The organism is Tepidanaerobacter sp. EBM-38, assembly GCA_001896545.1.
Classification (GTDB): domain Bacteria; phylum Bacillota; class Thermosediminibacteria; order Thermosediminibacterales; family Tepidanaerobacteraceae; genus Tepidanaerobacter.
This window is the reverse complement of sequence record MPOT01000096.1, coordinates 1-20015: the sequence shown is the minus strand read 5'-3', so window position 1 is coordinate 20015 and position 20015 is coordinate 1. Positions and strand designations below refer to the sequence as shown.

Annotated in this window: 23 protein-coding genes; 20 read left to right on the top strand and 3 right to left on the bottom strand. The window is 44.8% G+C overall.

Annotation, left to right across the window (positions count from 1 at the left end):
* The first annotated feature begins 31 nt into the window (after window positions 1-31).
* From BUC45_RS10370 to BUC45_RS10335, 8 genes are read left to right on the top strand one after another with little or no spacing between them, the layout of a single operon-like run.
* Window positions 32-1234, top strand: coding sequence for a phage major capsid protein (locus BUC45_RS10370; RefSeq protein ID WP_296972153.1), 1203 nt, complete (start codon window positions 32-34; stop codon window positions 1232-1234).
* A 21-nt stretch (window positions 1235-1255) separates the two neighbouring features.
* Window positions 1256-1564, top strand: a complete 309-nt coding sequence (locus tag BUC45_RS10365) for a head-tail connector protein (RefSeq protein ID WP_027622121.1) — start codon at window positions 1256-1258, stop codon at window positions 1562-1564.
* Between the two features lie 3 nt (window positions 1565-1567).
* Window positions 1568-1909: a head-tail adaptor protein gene (locus BUC45_RS10360; RefSeq protein WP_027622120.1), complete on the top strand. Its 342-nt coding sequence runs from the start codon at window positions 1568-1570 to the stop codon at window positions 1907-1909.
* Entirely contained in the window at window positions 1896-2327 is a 432-nt protein-coding gene (locus BUC45_RS10355; RefSeq protein WP_296972151.1) for an HK97 gp10 family phage protein, read from the top strand. Before BUC45_RS10360 ends, BUC45_RS10355 begins: the two co-directional genes overlap by 14 nt.
* Window positions 2324-2668 (top strand): hypothetical protein, encoded by a 345-nt coding sequence (locus tag BUC45_RS10350; protein WP_296972148.1) that lies wholly within the window; start codon window positions 2324-2326, stop codon window positions 2666-2668. Before BUC45_RS10355 ends, BUC45_RS10350 begins: the two co-directional genes overlap by 4 nt.
* Before the next feature lie 5 nt (window positions 2669-2673).
* Complete coding sequence (locus BUC45_RS10345; RefSeq protein ID WP_127837351.1) at window positions 2674-3273, top strand: major tail protein; 600 nt, start codon at window positions 2674-2676, stop codon at window positions 3271-3273.
* Window positions 3273-3656 (top strand): hypothetical protein, encoded by a 384-nt coding sequence (locus BUC45_RS10340; RefSeq protein WP_296972146.1) that lies wholly within the window; start codon window positions 3273-3275, stop codon window positions 3654-3656. The genes BUC45_RS10345 and BUC45_RS10340 overlap by 1 nt, the downstream gene beginning before the upstream one ends.
* Complete coding sequence (locus tag BUC45_RS10335) at window positions 3653-3844, top strand: hypothetical protein (protein WP_094550143.1); 192 nt, start codon at window positions 3653-3655, stop codon at window positions 3842-3844. The genes BUC45_RS10340 and BUC45_RS10335 overlap by 4 nt, the downstream gene beginning before the upstream one ends.
* 48 nt (window positions 3845-3892) lie before the next feature.
* Here the strand turns inward: BUC45_RS10335 and BUC45_RS10330 are convergent, their stop codons facing one another.
* Together BUC45_RS10330 and BUC45_RS10325 are read right to left on the bottom strand one after the other, a co-directional pair.
* Entirely contained in the window at window positions 3893-4297 is a 405-nt protein-coding gene (locus tag BUC45_RS10330; protein ID WP_004463999.1) for a putative toxin-antitoxin system toxin component, PIN family, read from the bottom strand.
* Window positions 4294-4566 carry an AbrB/MazE/SpoVT family DNA-binding domain-containing protein gene (locus tag BUC45_RS10325; protein ID WP_004463997.1) on the bottom strand — a complete coding sequence of 91 codons (273 nt, stop codon included), beginning with the start codon at window positions 4564-4566 and terminating at the stop codon, window positions 4294-4296. The genes BUC45_RS10330 and BUC45_RS10325 overlap by 4 nt, the downstream gene beginning before the upstream one ends.
* Before the next feature lie 133 nt (window positions 4567-4699).
* Between BUC45_RS10325 and BUC45_RS10320 the strand changes: the two genes are divergently transcribed.
* From BUC45_RS10320 to BUC45_RS12070, 4 genes are read left to right on the top strand one after another with little or no spacing between them, the layout of a single operon-like run.
* Window positions 4700-6886, top strand: a complete 2187-nt coding sequence (locus tag BUC45_RS10320) for a phage tail protein (RefSeq protein WP_296972144.1) — start codon at window positions 4700-4702, stop codon at window positions 6884-6886.
* Between the two features lie 13 nt (window positions 6887-6899).
* Window positions 6900-7673, top strand: coding sequence for a distal tail protein Dit (locus tag BUC45_RS10315; RefSeq protein WP_027622113.1), 774 nt, complete (start codon window positions 6900-6902; stop codon window positions 7671-7673).
* A gap of 4 nt (window positions 7674-7677) precedes the next feature.
* Window positions 7678-10200, top strand: coding sequence for a phage tail protein (locus BUC45_RS10310; RefSeq protein WP_296972142.1), 2523 nt, complete (start codon window positions 7678-7680; stop codon window positions 10198-10200).
* A gap of 10 nt (window positions 10201-10210) precedes the next feature.
* On the top strand, window positions 10211-10405 hold the full coding sequence (locus BUC45_RS12070) for a hypothetical protein (protein WP_333552868.1): 195 nt from the start codon (window positions 10211-10213) through the stop codon (window positions 10403-10405).
* Between the two features lie 13 nt (window positions 10406-10418).
* On the opposite strand, the gene erm is transcribed toward BUC45_RS12070, so the two are convergent.
* Complete coding sequence (gene erm, locus BUC45_RS10305; RefSeq protein ID WP_296972141.1) at window positions 10419-11204, bottom strand: 23S ribosomal RNA methyltransferase Erm; 786 nt, start codon at window positions 11202-11204, stop codon at window positions 10419-10421.
* Window positions 11205-11415: 211 nt separating this feature from the next.
* On the opposite strand from erm, the gene BUC45_RS10300 reads away from it, so the two are divergent.
* The 8 genes from BUC45_RS10300 to BUC45_RS10265 all read left to right on the top strand — a co-directional run bounded on the left by BUC45_RS10300 (window position 11416) and on the right by BUC45_RS10265 (window position 19852).
* On the top strand, window positions 11416-11991 hold the full coding sequence (locus BUC45_RS10300; RefSeq protein ID WP_296972139.1) for a hypothetical protein: 576 nt from the start codon (window positions 11416-11418) through the stop codon (window positions 11989-11991).
* The gene (locus tag BUC45_RS10295) at window positions 11988-14456 is read left to right on the top strand and encodes a glycosyl hydrolase family 18 protein (protein ID WP_366750158.1); all 2469 of its coding nucleotides are present in this window, start codon (window positions 11988-11990) and stop codon (window positions 14454-14456) included. The genes BUC45_RS10300 and BUC45_RS10295 overlap by 4 nt, the downstream gene beginning before the upstream one ends.
* 87 nt (window positions 14457-14543) lie before the next feature.
* Window positions 14544-14963, top strand: coding sequence for a phage holin family protein (locus BUC45_RS10290; protein ID WP_296972137.1), 420 nt, complete (start codon window positions 14544-14546; stop codon window positions 14961-14963).
* The gene (locus BUC45_RS10285; protein WP_296972134.1) at window positions 14960-15964 is read left to right on the top strand and encodes an N-acetylmuramoyl-L-alanine amidase; all 1005 of its coding nucleotides are present in this window, start codon (window positions 14960-14962) and stop codon (window positions 15962-15964) included. The genes BUC45_RS10290 and BUC45_RS10285 overlap by 4 nt, the downstream gene beginning before the upstream one ends.
* Window positions 15965-16017: 53 nt before the next feature.
* Window positions 16018-16236: an SHOCT domain-containing protein gene (locus tag BUC45_RS10280; protein ID WP_296972132.1), complete on the top strand. Its 219-nt coding sequence runs from the start codon at window positions 16018-16020 to the stop codon at window positions 16234-16236.
* A 61-nt stretch (window positions 16237-16297) separates the two neighbouring features.
* Complete coding sequence (locus BUC45_RS10275) at window positions 16298-17866, top strand: recombinase family protein (RefSeq protein ID WP_296972131.1); 1569 nt, start codon at window positions 16298-16300, stop codon at window positions 17864-17866.
* Window positions 17830-18321 (top strand): recombinase family protein, encoded by a 492-nt coding sequence (locus BUC45_RS10270; protein ID WP_366750155.1) that lies wholly within the window; start codon window positions 17830-17832, stop codon window positions 18319-18321. Before BUC45_RS10275 ends, BUC45_RS10270 begins: the two co-directional genes overlap by 37 nt.
* A complete protein-coding gene (locus BUC45_RS10265) occupies window positions 18284-19852 on the top strand; it encodes a recombinase family protein (RefSeq protein WP_296972129.1) in 1569 nt (522 codons plus the stop codon). The genes BUC45_RS10270 and BUC45_RS10265 overlap by 38 nt, the downstream gene beginning before the upstream one ends.
* Window positions 19853-20015: the final 163 nt, after the last annotated feature.

Below are 20015 nucleotides of genomic sequence, written 5' to 3'. Positions count from 1 at the left end.
CCCCAAATAAAACCGTAAGGAGGATTTGATTATGAGCAAAATACTGGAACTGCGTGAAAAACGCGCTAAAGTATGGGAAGCTGCTAAAGCTTTCCTCGACAGCAAACGCGGGAACGACGGACTGCTTTCACCGGAGGACACCGCGACTTATGAAAAAATGGAAGCCGACGTTATTGCGCTGGGCAAAGAAATAGAGCGTCTTGAGCGTCAGGCTGCCATAGATTTGGAACTGTCAAAACCGTTGAATATTCCTATTACAGACAAACCCACTTCCATATCTGGCAACAATGAAAAAACCGGACGTGCCAGCGATGAGTACAGGCAGTCTTTCTGGAACATGATGCGCGGCAGGCGCAAATATGACGTACACAACGCGCTGCAGATCGGAGAGGACACCGAAGGTGGATATCTTGTTCCCGACGACTTTGAGCGTACTCTTGTGGAAGCACTGGAGGAGGAGAATATCTTTAGGCAGATTGCCAATGTTATTACCACGTCCAGCGGTGACAAGAAAATTCCTGTGGTGGCAAGCAAGGGTACTGCATCCTGGGTGGATGAGGAAGGCCAGATTCCCGAAAGCGATGACTCCTTTGCACAGGTATCCATCGGCGCATATAAGCTGGCTACTATGATCAAGGTGTCAGAGGAATTGTTAAACGACAGTGTATTCAACCTTGAACAGTATATAGCCAAAGAATTCGCCCGCCGAATCGGAGCAAAAGAGGAGGAAGCATTTTTTATCGGTGACGGATCTGGCAAGCCAACCGGTATCTTGGCAGATAACGGCGGTGGCGAGATAGGAGTAACTGCGGCGAGTGCAACAGCCATTACCCTTGACGAGATCATGGACTTGTTCTACAGCCTAAAGTCTCCGTACCGCAGGAACGCTGTATTCATTATGAATGATTCGACAATTAAAGCTATAAGGAAGCTCAAAGACAACAACGGTCAGTATCTCTGGCAGCCTTCTGTAACTGCTGGAACACCGGATACTATCCTCAATCGTCCAGTTAAAACTTCTGCATTTATGCCAGCCATTGCCGCCGGAGCAAAAACGATTGTATTCGGCGATTTTTCTTATTACTGGGTGGCAGACCGTCAGGGCAGGGTTTTTAAGCGGCTTAATGAGTTGTATGCTGCGACCGGACAAGTTGGATTCATGGCAACCCAGCGCGTGGACGGCAAGCTGGTGCTGGCCGAGGCAGTCAAAATCCTTCAGCAGAAAGCGTCCTGATGAGAAACGGAGGGCTGCGGCATGGAACTTATAGAGAAGGTTAAAGCCAACCTCATACTGCAGCACAGCCAAGATGACGCGCTTTTGCAGGAATACATCAAAGCTGCGGTAGCCTACGCGGAAAGCTACCAGAAAAAGCCGGAGGGGTATTATGCCGAAAACCCCATGCCGCCTACCACCGAACAGGCTGTCATCATGCTGTCGTCCCACTTTTATGAAAGCCGGGACGGCAGCACAGGCGGCTTTTTTGCTGACAACGTGCAGGCCGGGCAGCAGGTGTGGAATACGGTGAATATGCTGCTGCGGCTGGACAAGGACTGGAGGGTTTGAGGGATGAGCTTCGGGAAAATGAACACATTTGTTGACATCATCTCCCCCAAGCCGGTTAAGGACAGCGAGGGTTTTGCGGAAAAAGGAGATATTATTCTTGCTTCGGTAAGGGCGTACAAGGAAGACAGGCATGGCAGCGAAATATGGGCAAACAGGGCAGCGTTTTCACAGGCGTCTGCCCTGTTTCGTTTTCGCAAGATCCCGAACCTTGAAATCACCACAGATCTTGTGCTTGTCTGTAACGATGGCAGATATAACATCATCAGCGCAGAGGACGTAAAGGGGCGCGGGATGTACATTGAGGTGCTTGCGGAGAAGGAGGCGAAGGCCAGTGGCAAAAGTTGACGTTAAGATGCCGGAGGAGTTTTTGCTCCGGCTTTCCAAGCTTGGCGAAAGGACAGATGAAATCATACCGAGGGTGCTTGAGGCAGGCGGTGAAGTAGTGCTTTCAAAAGTGAAGTCCAACCTTCAGTCAGTTATCGGGAGCGGCACTAAATATCCGTCCAGGGCAACCGGTGAATTGGTAAATGCTTTAGGACTCTCTCCTGCCAAACAGGACAGGAAAGGAAACCACAACATAAAAATCGGCTTTACTGAACCAAGGAAGGATGGGGAAAGCAATGCGAAGATTGCTAATATTATTGAGTATGGCAAGTCCGGGCAGCCTCCAAGACCCTTTTTGAAACCGGCAAAATCAGCTACAAGGAAGTCCTGTATTGAAGCAATGAAGTCAAGACTGGAACAGGAGCTGGGTCGTATATGAGCATATTGTCAGAATTAAACTCGTTATTGGATGCTTTGGGTATTCCCATTGAAACCGGAGTATTTAGCGGTGTACCGCCGGATGAGTACCTTGTCATAACTCCAATGACAGATACATTTGAAGTTTTTGCAGACAACCAGCCTCAGGTAGAAACCCAGGAGGTAAGGTTGTCTTTATTTATAAAGGGAAACTACACTACCCGTAAAAACGAAATAGTGAACACATTGCTTCAAGCGGACTTTACCATTACCGACAGGCGGTATATAGGCCATGAGGACGATACCGGCTATCACCACTATGCCATTGATGTGGAAAAAGAGTATGAAGTAAAGGAGGAATGAAAAACATGGCCACAATCGGACTGGACAGGTTATATTATGCCAAAATAACTGAGAATGAAAACGGAGAAGAGACATACGACACGCCTGTTCCGCTGGCTAAGGCTATTACGGCAGAGCTTTCTGTGGAGCTGGCAGAGGCGACGCTTTATGCCGATGACGGGGCGGCAGAAGTGGTCAAGGAATTTCAAAGCGGCACCCTGACTCTTGGTGTTGCAGACATCGGAGTAGCCGCTGCAGAGGTTTTGACGGGAGCCACCCTTGATGACAATAAGGTGCTGATTTCTGCCAGTGAGGATGGAGGCGCGCCTGTGGCAATCGGCTTTAGAGCCAAGAAAGCTAACGGCAAGTACAGGTATTTTTGGCTTTACAGGGTTAAATTCGGAATTCCGGCTACAAATCTCCAAACGAAAGGTGATAGCATTACCTTTTCGACACCCACCATTGAAGGGACAGTCATGAGACGTAACAAACCAGATGGCCAGGGAAAGCACCCTTGGAAGGCGGAGGTCAGCGAAGACGATCCCGGTGTATCGCCTGAAACTATTACCGGCTGGTATACGGAAGTTTATGAGCCGGTATTTGCTGTGGGAGGAGGCAGCGAATAATGCAGGATAATGACAGAAGCGCAATTATCAAAATCGGCGATGAAGAATATCAGCTTATTCTAACCACTAAAGCGACAAAGGAGATTGCAAAAAGATACGGCGGTCTTGAAAACCTCGGCACGAAACTGATGAAAACCGAGAACTTCGAGATGGCTCTTGACGAAGTGGTATGGCTGATTACACTGCTGGCTAACCAGAGCATTTTGATACACAACCTTAAAAATCAGGATAAGCGTGAACTCCTGACTGAAGAGACAGTGGAACTTCTCACATCTCCTTTGGAACTGGCAACATATAAAGACGCTATCATGGAAGCAATGTTCAAGGGTACCAAAAGAAACGTTGAAAGTGAGGATGACTTAAAAAACACACCGGCCGAGTGAGCGATGAGGAATTGTTCACTCGGCTTCTATATTACGGCACTGTTCAGCTAAACCGTACAGAGGAAGAAGTGTGGCTCATGCCTATTGGATACCTGCTGGATTTATGGGAGTGCCATAAGCAGTTTTTAGGGCTGGCCAAACCAAAGCGTATGCTGACCATTGATGATGTGATACCTTATGGAATATAAGCAGCAAAAAAGCAGGGTGGCTGTAATCCCTGCTTTAAAAAGCTGCTTTTATTCCATTTGCAAAAACTCTGCCGCTGTTACGATCTTTGGGTTTGTTATGCCGGATTCAAGGAAATCCCTGTCTCCGGTTACAAGCACGTCAGCTTTTGCCGCAATGGCCGCCCTGAGTATTGGCCTGTCGGATGCGTCCCGGACAAGCGCCTCATCCGACACGTCAACTGCGGGAGTTGGAACAACTTCAAGAACAGTAAGCGCAATCGCCAAAAAGCGTTCAAGCGCCTGGATCTTATGGGGGAATTTCCGGTTGTATACCCGGCGAAGCTCATCGATGTTTTGATCGCAAACCATACCATGGTTGGGGTGTGTTACAGCTTTAATGTACGCCTGATAAGGCGTTCCTTCGCAGCTCAAGGAAGCGGAGATCAGGATGTTGGTGTCAATTAACACTCTCATAGACCTTCAATCTCCGCGCGGACGTCCTTCACCAGATCCATAACATCGTCATCATTGCGGATCCCGGCTTTTTCCGCTTCGCCCTCCATTTCTTTCTGTAGCATTTTCATGGCGTAGACAGCGGAGTTCATAAGGATAACCCGGTCTTCCTCGCAAATGAGGGTGACGCGGTCTCCGGTGGAAAGGCGAAGTTTGGAGCGGATATCTTTTGGCAGCGTGATCTGGCCTTTTGCCATTACCTTTGCATTATCAACTATGGGAACGTTCATGCTAAGTCCTCCTTTTTAGGATTTGAAAAGCAGGAAATTCCCTACTTTCCCTACTATTAGTATATGCCAAACCGCATTGAAATACAATAGCCTTTTATAATTTTTTAATTTTTACTCGAAAGGAGGCGGTTATGTGGCAGACAATTTTGGCTTGAAGATTGGGATTGAAGGCGAAAAGGAATTTAAGAACGCCATTCGTGAGATCAACCAAAGTTTTAAGGTACTGGGCAGCGAGATGAACCTGGTTGCATCTCAGTTTGATAAGCAAGATAAATCAGTTGAAGCTGTTACTGCAAGAAACAAGGTGCTGAATAAAGAAATCGAATTGCAGAAAGAAAAAATTGCTACTTTGGAGAAAGCGCTTGCCAACGCCGCCTCCTCTTTCGGGGAGACCGACAAGCGGACGCAGTCCTGGCAGATACAGCTTAACAACGCCAAAGCAGAGCTGAACAAAATGGAGCGCGAACTCGAACAGTCTGCTGAAAGTGCAGATGAACTTGGGGACGAATTGAAGGAAAGTGGAGACAATGCCGAAAAATCCAGCTCGAAATTTGAGAAACTGGGCAGCGTTCTTAAAGGTGTTGGCGCGGCTATGGGTGCTGCAGCGGCCGCAGCGGGCGCGGCTGCCATCAAGCTGGGAAAAGAGGTCGTGGAGCAGTTTGGTGAGCTTGAGCAGAACCTTGGCGGTTCTGAAGCTGTGTTTGGAGAATATGCTGCACGTATCCAAAAAACGGGAGAAGAAGCCTACAAGAATCTGGGCTTGTCCCAATCCGAGTACCTTGCCACCGCCAACAAAATGGGCGCACTGTTTCAGGGTGCTGGTGTCGATCAGCAAAAAAGTCTGGAGCTTACTGAGAAGGCCATGCAACGGGCGGCAGATATGGCTTCGGTTATGGGCATTGACATGCAGACTGCCATGGAATCCATCGCTGGCGCAGCCAAGGGTAACTTCACCATGATGGATAATCTGGGCGTCGCCATGAACGCCACTACCATCGAAGCTTATGCTCTTGCAAAAGGGCTGGATTTTGCCTGGAATAGCGCAACCAATGCCGAAAAGGCCGAGATCGCCATGCAGATGTTTTTTGAAAAAACCGAACAGTATGCTGGCAACTTCGCAAGAGAGTCTACCCAGACCATCAGCGGTTCCATTGGTCTTTTACAAGCCTCTCTAAGTTCGTTTATAGCAGGACTTGGCAATGCGAACGCTGATATGACGAACCTAACACAAAATCTTGTGGATGCCTTTCAGGCTGTAGTTAAAAATATCGTGCCGGTTTTGGAAAATATAGTGGCTGCTCTGCCGGAGGCAACCGGTGCGATTATCTCAGCAGTCAAAGATCTGCTTCCCGTGCTGTTGCAAACTGTAACTGAATTGTTCTCTCAGGTGCTTCAAACTCTCTTGAGCCTGCTGCCGGAGCTGATTCCAGCAGCAGTAGATGCGGTCATGACCATTGTCGGAGCACTCATTGATAACCTGCCTTTACTCATTGATGCAGCGGTGCAGCTAATCACAGCGTTGGTAATGGGGCTTGGAGAAGCATTACCGGAGCTAATTCCAGCAGCGGTTCAAGCAGTGATCACCATTGTGCAAGGGCTGCTGGATAATATGGACAAAATCCTTGAAGCTGCTTTTACATTGATTCAGGGACTGGCGCAGGGACTTTTAAATGCATTGCCAGAACTAATTGAAGCACTGCCGAGGATAATTACAACAATCATTGACTTTGTGACGAACAATATGCCGAAGATCATAGAATTAGGAATTACTCTTATCGTACAGCTTGCTGCCGGGCTTGTGAAAGCCATTCCAGAACTAGTAAAGTCTTTACCTCAGATTGTTGCGGCTATTATAGAAGGTTTGGGCAAGGCGGTTGTTTCAGTAGTTGAGATTGGTAAGAACATTGTAAAAGGCATCTGGGAAGGTATTAAAAGCCTTGGTAGCTGGATTAAGGATAAGGTTTCCGGTTTCTTTTCCGGTATTGTTGATGGAGTAAAGAATTTTCTTGGAATCAGATCTCCGTCCACTGTTTTTGAAGGCATTGGCGGCAATATGGCACTGGGTATTGGTGAGGGATTTGACAAGGCTATGGCCAGAGTGGCAGACGATATGCAAAATGCAGTGCCGACAGATTTTAATATATCTCCTGATATTAATGTAAGTGGAAGAGGTGGATTTAGCGGTTTAGCTTCTGGGCCGCTTGTTGTGGTGCAGCAGATGATTGTTCGTGGTGAAGAAGACATACGTAGGATATCACAGGAGTTATACAACCTGATGCAGACAGGTTCAAGGGCGCAGGGACGTTTTATAACAGCGTAATGGAGGGAAGCATATGGGATTTATCTACAATGGAATATCGTCGCAAAGTATGAAAATACGAGCAAGACTTACCAAATGGCAGGTCTCCCCTGCCCTGCGCAATTCCTTTGAAACTGTGCCGGGCAAAGCAGGTATTGCAGATTTTGGCTGCGATATATCAGAACGAAACATAATAATTAGCTGTAGTGTGCTTCCCCAGCGCAGTTTTGCTGAGCTTGTATCGGTTCTTGATAATGTTGCAGAATGGTTAAATCCGGAAAACGGGCTTAAACAACTTGTTATAGATGATTTGCCCGACCGATATTTCATGGCTCGCTTATCAGAAGCGGTTGACTGTGAGCGATTACTGCGGACAGCGGGCAGCTTTGAACTTCGGTTTGTTTGTCCCGACCCATATGCTTATGCGTTGGAAGATGAGGTATTTGTTCTTTCTGAAACAGGTCTTCATGAGCTGGAGAGGGTTAAAGGAAATGCGGATTCCAATCCGGTTTATCTCTTGAAGGGTTTGATATCAACGTCCTCATCAAGCTATATTTCGCTTATTACAAACGGCGAGGAATTGCTAATTGTTGGCTCATTATCTGAAGGTGAAACTCTGATTGTCGACTCCGGCATGGTAACAGCTAAGGTTATTGATGAAACAGGCGGAACCTTGAGAAATGGCCTTCCCAGCCTGCAGGATCTGAATTTTCCAATTCTCAGGAAAGGTGTTAATCATATTGAGATTGCCGCAGAAAACGCGACCTTTACTGAGTTAAAAATACAGGCAAAAAGCAGATGGAGGTGATAACATGGCGATAAAATCAATTCTAACGAGCCAAGAGGATTTTACCGGTGAGTTTCCTGTAACATCAAGGACGTCTGCTTTATGGCGATTTAATGAAAAAACACCAGACGAAAATCTTCAGCTTATAGACTCATCGGGACATGGCAGACATTTTACCATCTCCGGCTGGTCAGGGACATCGGCAAACCTTATTGCTGGAAGATTCGGAAGATACTTCAGGCAAAATATTGTTAATCCGACTTCTGAAAAGACCCATCTTATAGCAGAAAATGATGGGAGTTTCTTTAGCAATCTGGGCGAAAAGATTGTTGTAGGCGGTTGGATTAATCCTACCACCTATTCGGTCGGCCAGACATATATACCCATATTCAATACCCGCCAAGGACCAGGTCAGCCAATTTTTTATGTTTCACTTTATCAAGGAAGACTTAGGCTGATGTTGTATAACTCCTCCGGCACACTAATCTACGACCAGAGTGAAACAGCTACCATTACCTTGAAAAACGGCGGCTGGTATTTTATCGCCTCCATCATTGAAGTAAGCAACAAAAAGGTGCAGAACATCATATGCGATCGCAGCGACGGGGTAACCTGGGTGTCGCCTGTGCGTTCCTTTTCGGGAGAGCTGAATCGGGAGTGTATAGCAAACATTATTATGGGGATGCATGCAAATACCTACTACTATGCCGGAGGCTTCGACGACTGGTTTCTGGAAACGGACTCACAGCTTACAGCTGATGATTTGCTGTTATATTTTAAGTCGTCTTTACATGCAAACGGTGGGGATGCGGCTTCGGATGTAGATGCTTTGGCAGAGCCTGGCACAGTCACCCTTAAAGCAACAGATGGCGAGTATCCTGCAAGTGGCGTACTTTATACAAGGGCGGTTCCATGTGCTTTATCAGGCAGCGGTCGTGTAGCTGTCACAAGCGAATATACTGCAGGTGTTACGTCAGTGACTTTATTAGAGACCAGTACAAGCGATGATCTTGAAGAATGGTCTGCATGGCAGGCTGTGGGAACCAGCGGTGAACTTCAATCGCCAAATCGGCAATATATAAGGTTCCGTGTTACCCTTACCAGTAGCGATCCGTTGAAGACGCCAAAACTTCTGGAAATACAGCTTCATGATATACCGAAAGCTCCCTATGAGAAATTAGGCTTTGCCCGTCCTGTGGTTTTGGATAAAAACGGAGCATGGGAAGCTGTTCTTGAAAATGCTTTTGATATCATTGTCACTGGTGAAGTGAACGGTGCGGATACGCTGGAATTCAAACTTCCATTCCATGATCCAAAAAGAAGCGCATTGGAAAATGAAAAACAAGTGCAAATCGTAAATGACATTTACCGGATCCGTACCTTAACGGACAATAAAGGCGAAGATGGGCGTGTTATCACGCAAGTATATGCTGAAGCGGTGTTTTACGATCTGTCTTTCAGTGCGGAAAAAGAACCTAGGGAATTCAATGCAGATACTGCAGATGTTCCGATGCAATATGCACTTTTGGGTACAGGCTGGACAGTAGGAAATGTTACTGTTAGCACGAAGAGAACATGGCAGTGTACAGAAAAAAATGCCTTATCCATCCTTCGCACCGTACAGAATATTTATGGCGGCGATCTGGTGTTTGACAGCGCCAACCGCCAGGTACACCTTTTGACTTTTAGTGGTACTGATAGCGGAGCGCTTTTTTCATATAGAAAGAATTTGAAAAGTATTCAGCGGGTAGTCGATACACGCGAATTAGTGACAAGGCTCTATGCTTATGGAAAGGACGGATTGACCTTCGCTTCAATTAATGGAGGTAAGGAATACGTGGAAGATTACACTTTTTCCAGTGAAGTGAGGGTGTCGACGCTTGATTGTTCGTCGTTTACAAATCCGTATCAGATGCTGGAATATGCAAAAATGCGGCTTGCAGAATATTCGAAGCCTCGCGTTTCTTATGTACTGTCTGCAATGGATTTATCTGCGCTAACCGGTTATGAGCACGAAGCATGGAAACTGGGTGATATTGTTACAGTGGACGATAAAGAACTAGGCCTTTTGGTAAAGACACGTGTTGTGCGTAGGCAGTACAACTTGCAGGAGCCTTGGAAAACAGTGATCGAGCTTTCAACTAAACTGCGGGAACTCGGCGATTCTTCAGCACAGTGGGACAAGGCAGCAGATGCGCTGTCCTCAGCAGAGTTGGTAAACCGTCAGGAAATTAAAGATATGGTACCATTCAACCATCTGCGCAATTCCAGGGCGGATGATGGTTTTGCCTACTGGGTCAATTCCGGTTTTGAAGTGGATACTGAGAATGGTGTTTCGGGAACTGCTTCCTTCAAGGCTGTCGGTGTACCTGGTATGACAAAGAGTCTGTCACAGACGGTATATCCAGCAACGCGTAAAAGCTATACTTTTTCAGCGCAGATTGCTTCCGAAAACCTTGAAAAGGGCGAAAACGGCCAAGTTGGTGTTGAGATAGTAATTGAATACGAGGACGGTACAACAGAAACAAGATTTATAGACCTGATTTGAGGGTGATGATATGGCATATTTCAATCAGATTGCACACAGTATTTCTCCCAAAAGTATCAGCAGAGTCAAATCTATCACCATCAGGCTGTGCGTCACTGACTGCACCGGCACCGTTTACTTTACGGATTTATTGCTTCAAGGCGGCTCGGTTTCCACCGGATGGGTCGGACATGTGTGCGAGATCCGGTGGACATTGGACGGGTAATGAGCCACTCAAATCATTTTCTGCCTAGCACATGCTCCCAGTAGCATCGGAAAAGGCAAAGCCATTGAACATAAAGAATCTCTGCAGGGGTGATATTGTTTTGCACACCAGCCTGACGGAATGCCCTAGATAACTGCTTGCTTGTAAAAAGACTGCGGAATCCATATTTTAGTGCCTTTGAAACAAATTGTTCATAGGCAAACCACTGGTTTGCGGGGATATCCGGCGGGCTCTTTTTCTTAAGATGAAGAAGTACTACATCAACGCCCGGTTTGGGATGAAAATCTTCCCTGCTGAAATAGTAAGCAATATCCAAATCAAATCTGGGCTTTATAAGCAGTGAACGCAATGATTCTGAAGGCTTACCCATGAAACGCTTGGCTGCGCCTTTTTCCATGGTAAGCCATGCTTCAGAAGGTGCGTTTTTGCACTCCGTGAGTTTTCGCATAATATCCGTAGTGAAGCAAAAGGGAATGTTTGAAAAAACCTTATAATCTTCGGATTGAGGAAGCTTCCACTTCATAAAATCCTGATGATATATACGGATATTTTTGACGTCCTTGAATTTTGCTGTCAATCTATTATATAAACGGCCGTCAATTTCGATTGCCGAGACTTTTCGGCATTTTTGAATCAAGATGCCTGTTATATGACCCTTTCCCGGGCCAATTTCAATCACATGATCATCCTTGTTAAGGGTTGTTCTGCGAATAATTCTGTTGATGATTTTGTAACTTGTCAAAAAGTTTTGAGATACCCAAATGGGCGGAGTTGTCCCTTTTTTTCTATTTTGGGGCATAAAAAATACACCTCTTTCGGTTTTTTTTTTAATCGAAAAAGGGTGCACTAAAACAAAGACGCTGCTATTGAGCTATCTTTTGTTCAGGGCACCTTTATTTACGAATACGAAAAATACCACACATAAGTGTATACTAGCCTCCAAATATAAAATCAAATTATAGTTTAGCATTAATGCCTATGTTTGTCAAATGGTTTTGGAGGAAAAAACTATGAAGTTTTCAAGGTTTGCAGAAACCATACAATTAAAAAACAATAATCATGTGGTGAGCATAACTGTGACACTCAAGATTTCCGACTGTAACGGAATTATCTATTTTACCGACTTGCAGTTTCAGGAAGGAGATCAATTGACAGGCTATACCGTCCACACAAGCAAAATGCTAAAGAAAATGCAGGAAAACGGGCAGCCAGTTCCGCCCCGGCATTATAACGGTGTGGTGCGGACAGCAGAGACTGTAATTTTATTCAACCTGGGCAAAACTTCTGCTGGTCTTGACTGTTATATCTACCCTATACAGGATATGGCCGCAGGGAGTATTGAACTATCCCAAGGTGTAGGTGCGCATAAGGTAAAGTTTCTTGACCCGGTTAACGCAGGCGATGAGCTGGCGCTCAAGGCTTCCACCCGCCAATGCCTTAAAAACGGAAGCCCCACTCGTAAGGATGGGTTTTATCAATACTCTGCGGCATGGGATAGCAAACATATGGTGAAGCTGGAAGAGAGAAAATCGGCGCGGGTGCTCTTTGAATTTCAGGAGATGCAAGAAGGCGGTGATCGGTTGTGAGGGATTTCTTAAAAGGTAAGCGGTGCATGGTGTGGAGTTTTATGGGTAATGCCCGAATGTATGAAGCACTTAGAGACTACGGCGACCGCTTTGATACGGTAGGCATTTTTACTTTTGAGGTTGACGCAACAGGCACAATTACTGAAACCGGTACCAGCATCAGCAGCATGCTTCCGTATATTCAGAAATGGCCTCATATTAAGTGGCTACTCACAATTATGAATCATGGAATAGCCAATATTTTTACTGCACTTCGCAACAACGAAAACGGTGCAAAGGATAAGTTTCTCACTGAAATCATCCGAATAATGAACAAGTATCCATGGTGCGCTGGGGTAGATATTGACCTTGAGCGCGGCGGCGGTTATGAAAACAAGGATGCGGCGAATGCACTATTTAGGGATATATACAATACAGCTAAGTCTTATGATGCAACAAAGCTTGTCAATATCTGCCTGCCTGGCATGACCGGCGTTCAAGGCTCGGTGGGCGGTGAAAACTGGTGTGTTTATGCCGATCTTAACGACTATTGCGATACCGCCGCCATCATGAGCTATGGCATGGCATGGGCGGGCTCTGCTCCCGGCCCAGTATCTCCTCGTGACTGGCTTGAGGGCATATATGATTATGCTGTTTCCGTTATGTCACCCGATAAGATATTCATGGGGTTGCCTGCTTATGGCTGGAACTGGAGGATTCATGATACACCTGAAAACCTTGGAATAACCTATCGAGGGGTGTCTAATACCTACTATGCGGCAAAATACTGGATGACTGGGGTTTACAATTTCACAGGCGATGCACCGCCCCAGCCGTTTATTCCAATTGTGGCTTACTGGGATGACTATAACAAAGTACCTTGGGCTCTTCCTCATGTATATGACTATATGGAAGGGTGGGATGCTATATCCTGGGAATATCCGCTGCTAAAAGGGGTTTATAACAGGCGAAGATATTTGACAAGCTATGGCAAGGAGCAGAAAGCGGAGTTCGGAACCATTTATATTGACAGGAACGGAGTTCCGGATGAATACGAAGGAAATGTCATTATTACTGATGAGATGGCCTCACTTGGAGATGCCCAGGCGTCAGCAGAGTACCGTTTTGAGATAACAGAAGCGGGATATTACGATATTGCAGTACAGCTTTGCTTTCCTTACTGGGACAAAAATGCGATTATCGTTTCCCTTGATGGTGAATCAAAGACTTTCAGCGAGAACCGTTTATGGTGGCCATACTGGAGAAGAGTTTGCTGGTTGACACTTGCAAAAGGTGTATTTCTCCAAGAGGGAACGCATGCTGTCAGCATAAGCGGTGGTGTGCCGGGAGTCCAGTTTTACGGTTTTAGGGTTTGCAGTGGATTTTCGGAGTATCCCTTTGCCGGTGAAGCCAGCTTTATGCTCTCTCCTCGTCGGTTCAAGGATGTAAATGGTGTGATGGTTGAGCCGGATCGAGGTTTTAAACTGACATTTGAAATGTTGCGAAGAAAACCCGACTCGGCGCTTATTTGGTATGAGGATTTTCGGGACAGGAACATCCTGCCTGAAAATTACTGGACTGTGCTGGATGGCGAATGGGATGTTTGGCAAGATCCAGACAGCACAGAAAGTCGCCCATATTCCCAGCTCGAGGGATATGGCAAACTTGCATGGAAATACGACGGGTTTTCCGATATTCATATCCGGGCAAGGCTGGCTTTCCCTCAAAATAGCAGTGGACGGGCTGGGGTGTTCCTTGGAGATATTTTCTGCTGCTTAAATTATGACACGCAAAGAGTCGAGCTTTATCAAGGTAATTCCTTGCTTGGTAGCTATTCCACCAGTTTCTCAAAAACTGCAGATGCCGATCTTCGTGCTAATCCGAATATGTATACTATAGAAATGCGAAAACGCGGCAATAAGGTAAGAGTATATTCAGGTGCAGCTTCAACCCTGCGTTTCACAGTGAATGTAAACGGTGGTAGTGGTTATGTAGGGTACTGCTCGGACAACCGGACGGTATGCGAGCTACTGAGACTGGGCGATGCATGGGTATATGAACCATACGAGCGTTTTGATGTGGAACTCCCGGATGGAACTATAACCAGCTTTGGCAGGCTTGCTCGCACTGGTGTCACGTGGGATGATGAATTTCAGGTGTTTTCAGTAAATAGCGATGTGGAGGAATCGATAACTCGCAGTGAGGACATTTCGATGGACTATGACTTCTTCCACTCACAACTTTTGGCTCTTTCTTGCGGTAATGACTATGAAGTAAAGATTATACCGAAAGACATCAATATCTGGATATCCCGTCTCTTCCTCGGAGATGCAGATGGTTTTTCTATTCTGTATTATCAGGATGTGGACAGCCTTGTTTACTGGGCAAACGAAGCGGCTTATCGATGGAAACTGCGAGGTATAGCCATCTGGTCGCTTGGGCAGGAGGATATGCGGCTGTGGGAGGCGCTTCCGAAGCAAATGTAGGTTAAAAGTTTTATATATTCAGCGCTTTGCTTTAAGGCAGGGCGCTTTTTTATATGCAAAATTCAAGTTGAACGGAGGGTTAAGACAATGAAAACGGTATGGAACTGGGTACAGGCGGTTTTTACTGCTATTGGTGGATTTCTTGGCTGGTTTCTTGGAGGGCTGGATGGATTTTTATATGCACTCATCGCTTTTGTGGCCATTGACTATGTGACCGGCGTGATGTGTGCCATTGTAGACAAAAAGCTTTCGAGTGAAGTCGGAGCCAAGGGCATCTTTAAGAAGGTACTTATTTTTGTACTTGTGGGTGTGGGACACATAATCGACAGCCAGGTGCTAGGCAATGGCGGGGCAATCCGGACAGCGGTGATTTTCTTTTACCTGAGTAACGAGGGCATTTCAATTCTTGAAAATGCAGCACATATAGGACTGCCCATTCCTGAAAAGCTGAAGAACGCGCTGGAACAACTGCATGGCCGCTCAAATGAGGAGGATGGGAAGAAATGAAGCTTTTTACTAAATACATGACGCGAAACGATTGCTATACAGCAGGCCGCAAAATCACACCTAAAGGAATCATGGTACATTCGACGGCTGTGCCGGGCGTAATGGCGGCCGACTGGTTTTCTCGCTGGAACAAATCTTACAAGGCCGGCGAAATAAACAGGCAGGTCTGTGTTCACGCCTTTGTGGACGATAAAGAGGTTTGGCAATACCTGCCTTGGAATCATCGCGGTTGGCATGCAGGAGGATCCGCCAACAATACCCATATTGGCTTTGAAATCTGTGAACCCGCCGGGTTTTCATATAAATCCGGGTCGGTGATGGTGGGTTATGATGCAGCAAAGCAGGAAGATTATTTCCGCAAAGCATGGCAGAACGCTGTCGAACTCTGTGTTATGCTCTGCAGGGAGTATGGCCTTAACGAGAATGATATCATATGCCACTCTGAAGGGTATAAGCTCGGTATTGCCAGCAACCATGCTGATGTGATGCATTGGTTCCCCAAGCATGGGGAGAGCATGGACACCTTCCGCAAAGCAGTGAAAAAAGCGCTGGAGAACAACACAGATAACAATACGGATATTGGAATCGGCGACCTGGTGGAGTTTAAGGACAGCGCAAAGAACTACTACCCCGGCAGTGTGGCAATTCCATCGTGGGTCAAAAATGACTATTACCACAGGGTTACGCAGACTTTATACAAAGGCAAGCCGGTCATAAAAGGCGGCAAAGAATGTGTATTGCTTGGCAAAAAGGTTAAGAAATCCGGCGGTCAAGAAATTGCAGGCATAAACACTTGGGTAGCAAAAGAAAACCTTGTAATTGTAAACAGCATTCCTGATAACAAGGGCAATAGAACCTATACAGTGCAAAAAGGCGATACCTTATGGAGAATAGCGGAAAAAGAACTCGGTAGAGGAACAAGATTTCCGGAGATTAAGAAACTCAATGGCCTGATTTCAGATACTATTTACCCCGGACAAGTTCTGAAATTGCCGGAATAACGATAAAGGACAGCCAAACAATGCTGTCCTAAGTTTTTATAGGAGGTGCTTTGATGATAGAGGCGGCTAATCATATACCATATAACCCGCAGGAAACGAACTATACAAAGATATCACAGGAGGAAATTCAAAGAGAGGTTGATTACTGGCGGGCATATAAAATCCTGCAAAAGATGCTTAAAGCGGGACTGATTTCAGAGGCAGAATTCCATAAAATCGACAAGTTAAATCTTAAAACTTTCTCTCCGATGTATGCACAGCTTATGGCCTAATTAGCTTGCTATTAGCGGCACACAGAGGTAACATGTCACATACCCAAAGGAGGTGAAAACAGTGAGAAAGGTAACAAGGATTGATGGAAACAATGCTCTCCAAGATTTCAAACCAAAGGTAAGAGTGGCAGCTTATTGCAGGGTTTCAACCGATAGTGATGAGCAAATGGCAAGCCTGGAAGCACAAAAAGACCATTATGAATCTTATATAAGAGCAAATCCTGATTGGGAATTTGCAGGGATTTACTATGATGAAGGCATTTCAGGTACAAAAAAGGAGAATCGGACTGGACTTTTAAGGCTGCTTGCAGATTGTGAAAACAAGAAAATTGACTTTATTATAACCAAGTCAGTCAGCAGATTTGCCAGAAACACAACCGACTGTATTGAGATGGTGAGAAAACTTACCGATCTCGGTGTTTTCATCTATTTCGAGAAAGAGAATATAAACACCCAGCGCATGGAAGGCGAATTGGTGTTGACAATTTTGAGCAGCCTTGCAGAAAACGAATCATTATCCATTGCTGAAAATAGTAAGTGGTCTATCAGGCGCAGGTTTCAAAACGGAACATACAAGATTTCATACCCTCCCTATGGTTACGATTATGTGGATGGAAAGCTATTTATCAATAAAGAACAGGCTGAAATCGTAAAGCGGATTTTTTCCGAAGCTTTGGCTGGTAAAGGCACACAGAAAATTGCAGATGGGTTAAATTTGGATAAAATCCCAACAAAGAGAGGTTCACATTGGACAGCGACCACTATCCGCGGTATCCTTAGCAATGAAAAATATACCGGGGATGTCCTTCTGCAAAAAACCTATACAGATGAGAATTTTAAGCGGCATTATAATCGTGGTGAAAAGGATCAATACATGATAAAAGATCATCATGAAGCCATTATATCCCATGAGGAATTTGAAGCTGCCCAAGAGATTTTAAGGCAAAGAGGAAAAGAAAAAGGTATAATCAAGGGAAGCAGCAAGTATCAAAAACGCTACCCTTTCTCTGGGAAAATCAAATGCGCAGAATGTGGCAGCAGTTTTAAGCGTCGAATTCATGGCAGCGGTGACCGTAAATATATTGCCTGGTGCTGCACAAAGCATATAAAGGACGCATCAAGCTGTTCCATGAAATTTATAAGAGAGGATGCGATCCATCAGGCCTTCGTTGTTATGATTAATAAGCTTATTTTCGGTCATAAGTTCATTCTAAGGCCATTGTTGCAAAGCTTAAAGAAGACAAATTACTCAGATAACATAACAAAGATTCAGGAGATGGAAACAAAAATCAAAGAAAATACAGAGCGAGTTCAGGTGATTATGGGACTTATGGCCAAAGGATACCTGGAACCCGCTCTTTTTAATACACAGAAAAATGAGCTGCTCAAAGAAGCAGCCATATTAAAAGAACAAAAAGAAGCCATAAAACGCGCAATCGATGGGAGTCAGACTATCCTTGTTGAGGTTGAGAAGCTTCTTAAATTTGCAACGAAAGCTGATAAGCAGATTGATGCATTCGATAGCAAAATATTTGAGGATTTTATTGAAGAAATCATTGTGTTTTCACAAGAAGAAATAAGTTTCAAAATGAAATGCGGGTTGAACTTAAGAGAAAGGCTGGTGAAATGATGAGCCATATACCTTTTGGATATAACATTCAAAACGGCAGGGCTGTCGTTAATGAAGAGGAAGCAGTTAAGATTGAGAAACTATTTGAGGCTTATCTTTCCGGGCTTTCTTTAAGCAAAGCGGCACAAAAAGCAGGTATTAAGCGTTACCACACATCTGTTGCAAGAATGCTGGCAGATAAACGGTATGTTAAGGATAAATTCTATCCGCCAATTATCAGCAAGGACACATTCGAAAAAGCACAACTGGAAAGACGCAGGCGAGCTGAGGCGCTTGGCAGGATTTATGAACATAAAGGAAATGAAAAGAAATGCCTGAATTATAAGTTTCATGCTTCAATGCCAGATAATCTATACGATGATCCATTTCAGCAGGCAGAGTATGCTTATAGTCTTATTAAGAGCGAGGTGATTTTAGATGATAACCAGGAATGTTACGGTAATTCCTGCCCGTAAGCGAATTGGGAATAGTGCAAATGCAGAGGAATTACCTAAGCTTCGGGTAGCAGCTTACTGTCGTGTTTCTACGGACAGCGAGGAGCAGGCAACCAGTTATGAAGCACAGATTGAGCACTACACAAACTACATCAAAAGCAATTCAGAATGGGAGTTAGCCGGTATATTTGCAGATGAAGGTATTACCGGAACTAACACGAAAAAGCGTGAAGAATTTAACCGGATGATAGAAGAATGCATGCAGGGCAAAATCGATATGATAATTACGAAATCTATCAGCCGGTTTGCAAGAAATACGCTGGACTGCCTAAAGTACATAAGGCAGCTTAAAGAAAAAAATATTCCGGTTTACTTTGAAAAGGAAAATATAAACACATTGGATACCAAAGGAGAAATCTTGTTGACCATTATGGCATCTTTGGCACAGCAAGAAAGCCAATCGTTAAGCCAGAATGTAAAACTGGGTATTCAGTACCGATATCAGCAAGGAAAAATCCATATCAATCACAACCGGTTTCTTGGCTATACAAAGGATAAGGATGGCAACTTAGTTATCGTACCTGAAGAAGCTGAAATTGTTAAGCGTATCTACCGAGAATACCTTGAAGGTTCCAGTATGTTGCAGATAGCAAGAGGTTTGGAGGCTGACGGAATTCTGACAGGTGCAGGCAATCCCAGATGGCATACCAGCACAGTCAACAAGATTTTGAGAAATGAAAAATATATCGGTGATGCACTGCTGCAGAAAACCTATACCGTAGATTTTTTATCAAAGAAAAGGGTACCCAATAACGGTATTGTTCCGCAATACTATGTAGAAAACAGCCATGAGCCTATAATCCCGCGTGAAATCTTTATGCAGGTTCAGGAACAGCTTGTCAAAAGAAGATGTGTGCATATAAGTAAGAATGGAAAGAAAAGAAACTATAGCAACAATCATCCTTTATCACAGATGGTCTTTTGCGGCAACTGTCATGAAATATTTCGAAGGGTTCATTGGAATAACCGAGGAAAGAAATCAATCGTATGGAGATGCGTCAGCAGATTGGAAAACACCGGTTTATTTTGTACCGCTTCCACTATACTTGAAGATACGCTTAAAGAGAAAATTGTAGATGCCATCAATGTAGCGGTCAGCGGAAAAAACTCTTTACTCGCTATACTGAAAAAGAATATTGAAACCGTATTAAGCGAGGATTTGGATGAGAGTACAGCAGATATTGATAAAAGGCTGGAAGAACTTCAAACCGAGTTGATCCAATTGGCAAATTCAAAGGAAGCATACGATAATATTGTCAATGAGATTTACCGACTACGGGATTTAAAGCAAGAAACCCTTTCAAGAAACGCTCTCCGTCAAGATAAGCGGGATCGGATAGCTGAAATGACTGACTTTCTTAACACGCAAACCGGTGATATAACGGAGTTTGATGATAAACTGGTTAGAAAACTTGTTGAAAAAGCAATTGTATATGATGACAGGCTAGTGGTAGAGTTTAAGTCGGGGTTAGAAATAGAAGTGAATCTATAAGATTGTAATAAGATTGCCGCCAGTTGAGGAGGAAACCTGCTTAATTGGCGGCGTTTTTATTTTTATGAGTTAATTGCTTTGTTCCAAGGCCCAGACTATATAATGGTTTGATGGCATGCAAAAAATAATTTTACCCCATAAAAAAACAATAAAATGGGCAATT

Excerpts from the sequence above, each read along its gene's own strand:
- BUC45_RS10370 (WP_296972153.1), top strand. The coding sequence starts at position 32 with ATGAGCAAAATACTGGAACTGCGTGAAAAACGCGCTAAAGTATGGGAA.
- BUC45_RS10365 (WP_027622121.1), top strand. The coding sequence starts at position 1,256 with ATGGAACTTATAGAGAAGGTTAAAGCCAACCTCATACTGCAGCACAGC.
- BUC45_RS10360 (WP_027622120.1), top strand. The coding sequence starts at position 1,568 with ATGAGCTTCGGGAAAATGAACACATTTGTTGACATCATCTCCCCCAAG.
- BUC45_RS10350 (WP_296972148.1), top strand. The coding sequence starts at position 2,324 with ATGAGCATATTGTCAGAATTAAACTCGTTATTGGATGCTTTGGGTATT.
- BUC45_RS10345 (WP_127837351.1), top strand. The coding sequence starts at position 2,674 with ATGGCCACAATCGGACTGGACAGGTTATATTATGCCAAAATAACTGAG.
- BUC45_RS10340 (WP_296972146.1), top strand. The coding sequence starts at position 3,273 with ATGCAGGATAATGACAGAAGCGCAATTATCAAAATCGGCGATGAAGAA.
- BUC45_RS10330 (WP_004463999.1), bottom strand. The coding sequence starts at position 4,297 with ATGAGAGTGTTAATTGACACCAACATCCTGATCTCCGCTTCCTTGAGC.
- BUC45_RS10325 (WP_004463997.1), bottom strand. The coding sequence starts at position 4,566 with ATGAACGTTCCCATAGTTGATAATGCAAAGGTAATGGCAAAAGGCCAG.
- BUC45_RS10315 (WP_027622113.1), top strand. The coding sequence starts at position 6,900 with ATGGGATTTATCTACAATGGAATATCGTCGCAAAGTATGAAAATACGA.
- BUC45_RS10310 (WP_296972142.1), top strand. The coding sequence starts at position 7,678 with ATGGCGATAAAATCAATTCTAACGAGCCAAGAGGATTTTACCGGTGAG.
- BUC45_RS12070 (WP_333552868.1), top strand. The coding sequence starts at position 10,211 with ATGGCATATTTCAATCAGATTGCACACAGTATTTCTCCCAAAAGTATC.
- erm (WP_296972141.1), bottom strand. The coding sequence starts at position 11,204 with ATGCCCCAAAATAGAAAAAAAGGGACAACTCCGCCCATTTGGGTATCT.
- BUC45_RS10300 (WP_296972139.1), top strand. The coding sequence starts at position 11,416 with ATGAAGTTTTCAAGGTTTGCAGAAACCATACAATTAAAAAACAATAAT.
- BUC45_RS10290 (WP_296972137.1), top strand. The coding sequence starts at position 14,544 with ATGAAAACGGTATGGAACTGGGTACAGGCGGTTTTTACTGCTATTGGT.
- BUC45_RS10285 (WP_296972134.1), top strand. The coding sequence starts at position 14,960 with ATGAAGCTTTTTACTAAATACATGACGCGAAACGATTGCTATACAGCA.
- BUC45_RS10280 (WP_296972132.1), top strand. The coding sequence starts at position 16,018 with ATGATAGAGGCGGCTAATCATATACCATATAACCCGCAGGAAACGAAC.
- BUC45_RS10270 (WP_366750155.1), top strand. The coding sequence starts at position 17,830 with ATGCGGGTTGAACTTAAGAGAAAGGCTGGTGAAATGATGAGCCATATA.
- BUC45_RS10265 (WP_296972129.1), top strand. The coding sequence starts at position 18,284 with ATGATAACCAGGAATGTTACGGTAATTCCTGCCCGTAAGCGAATTGGG.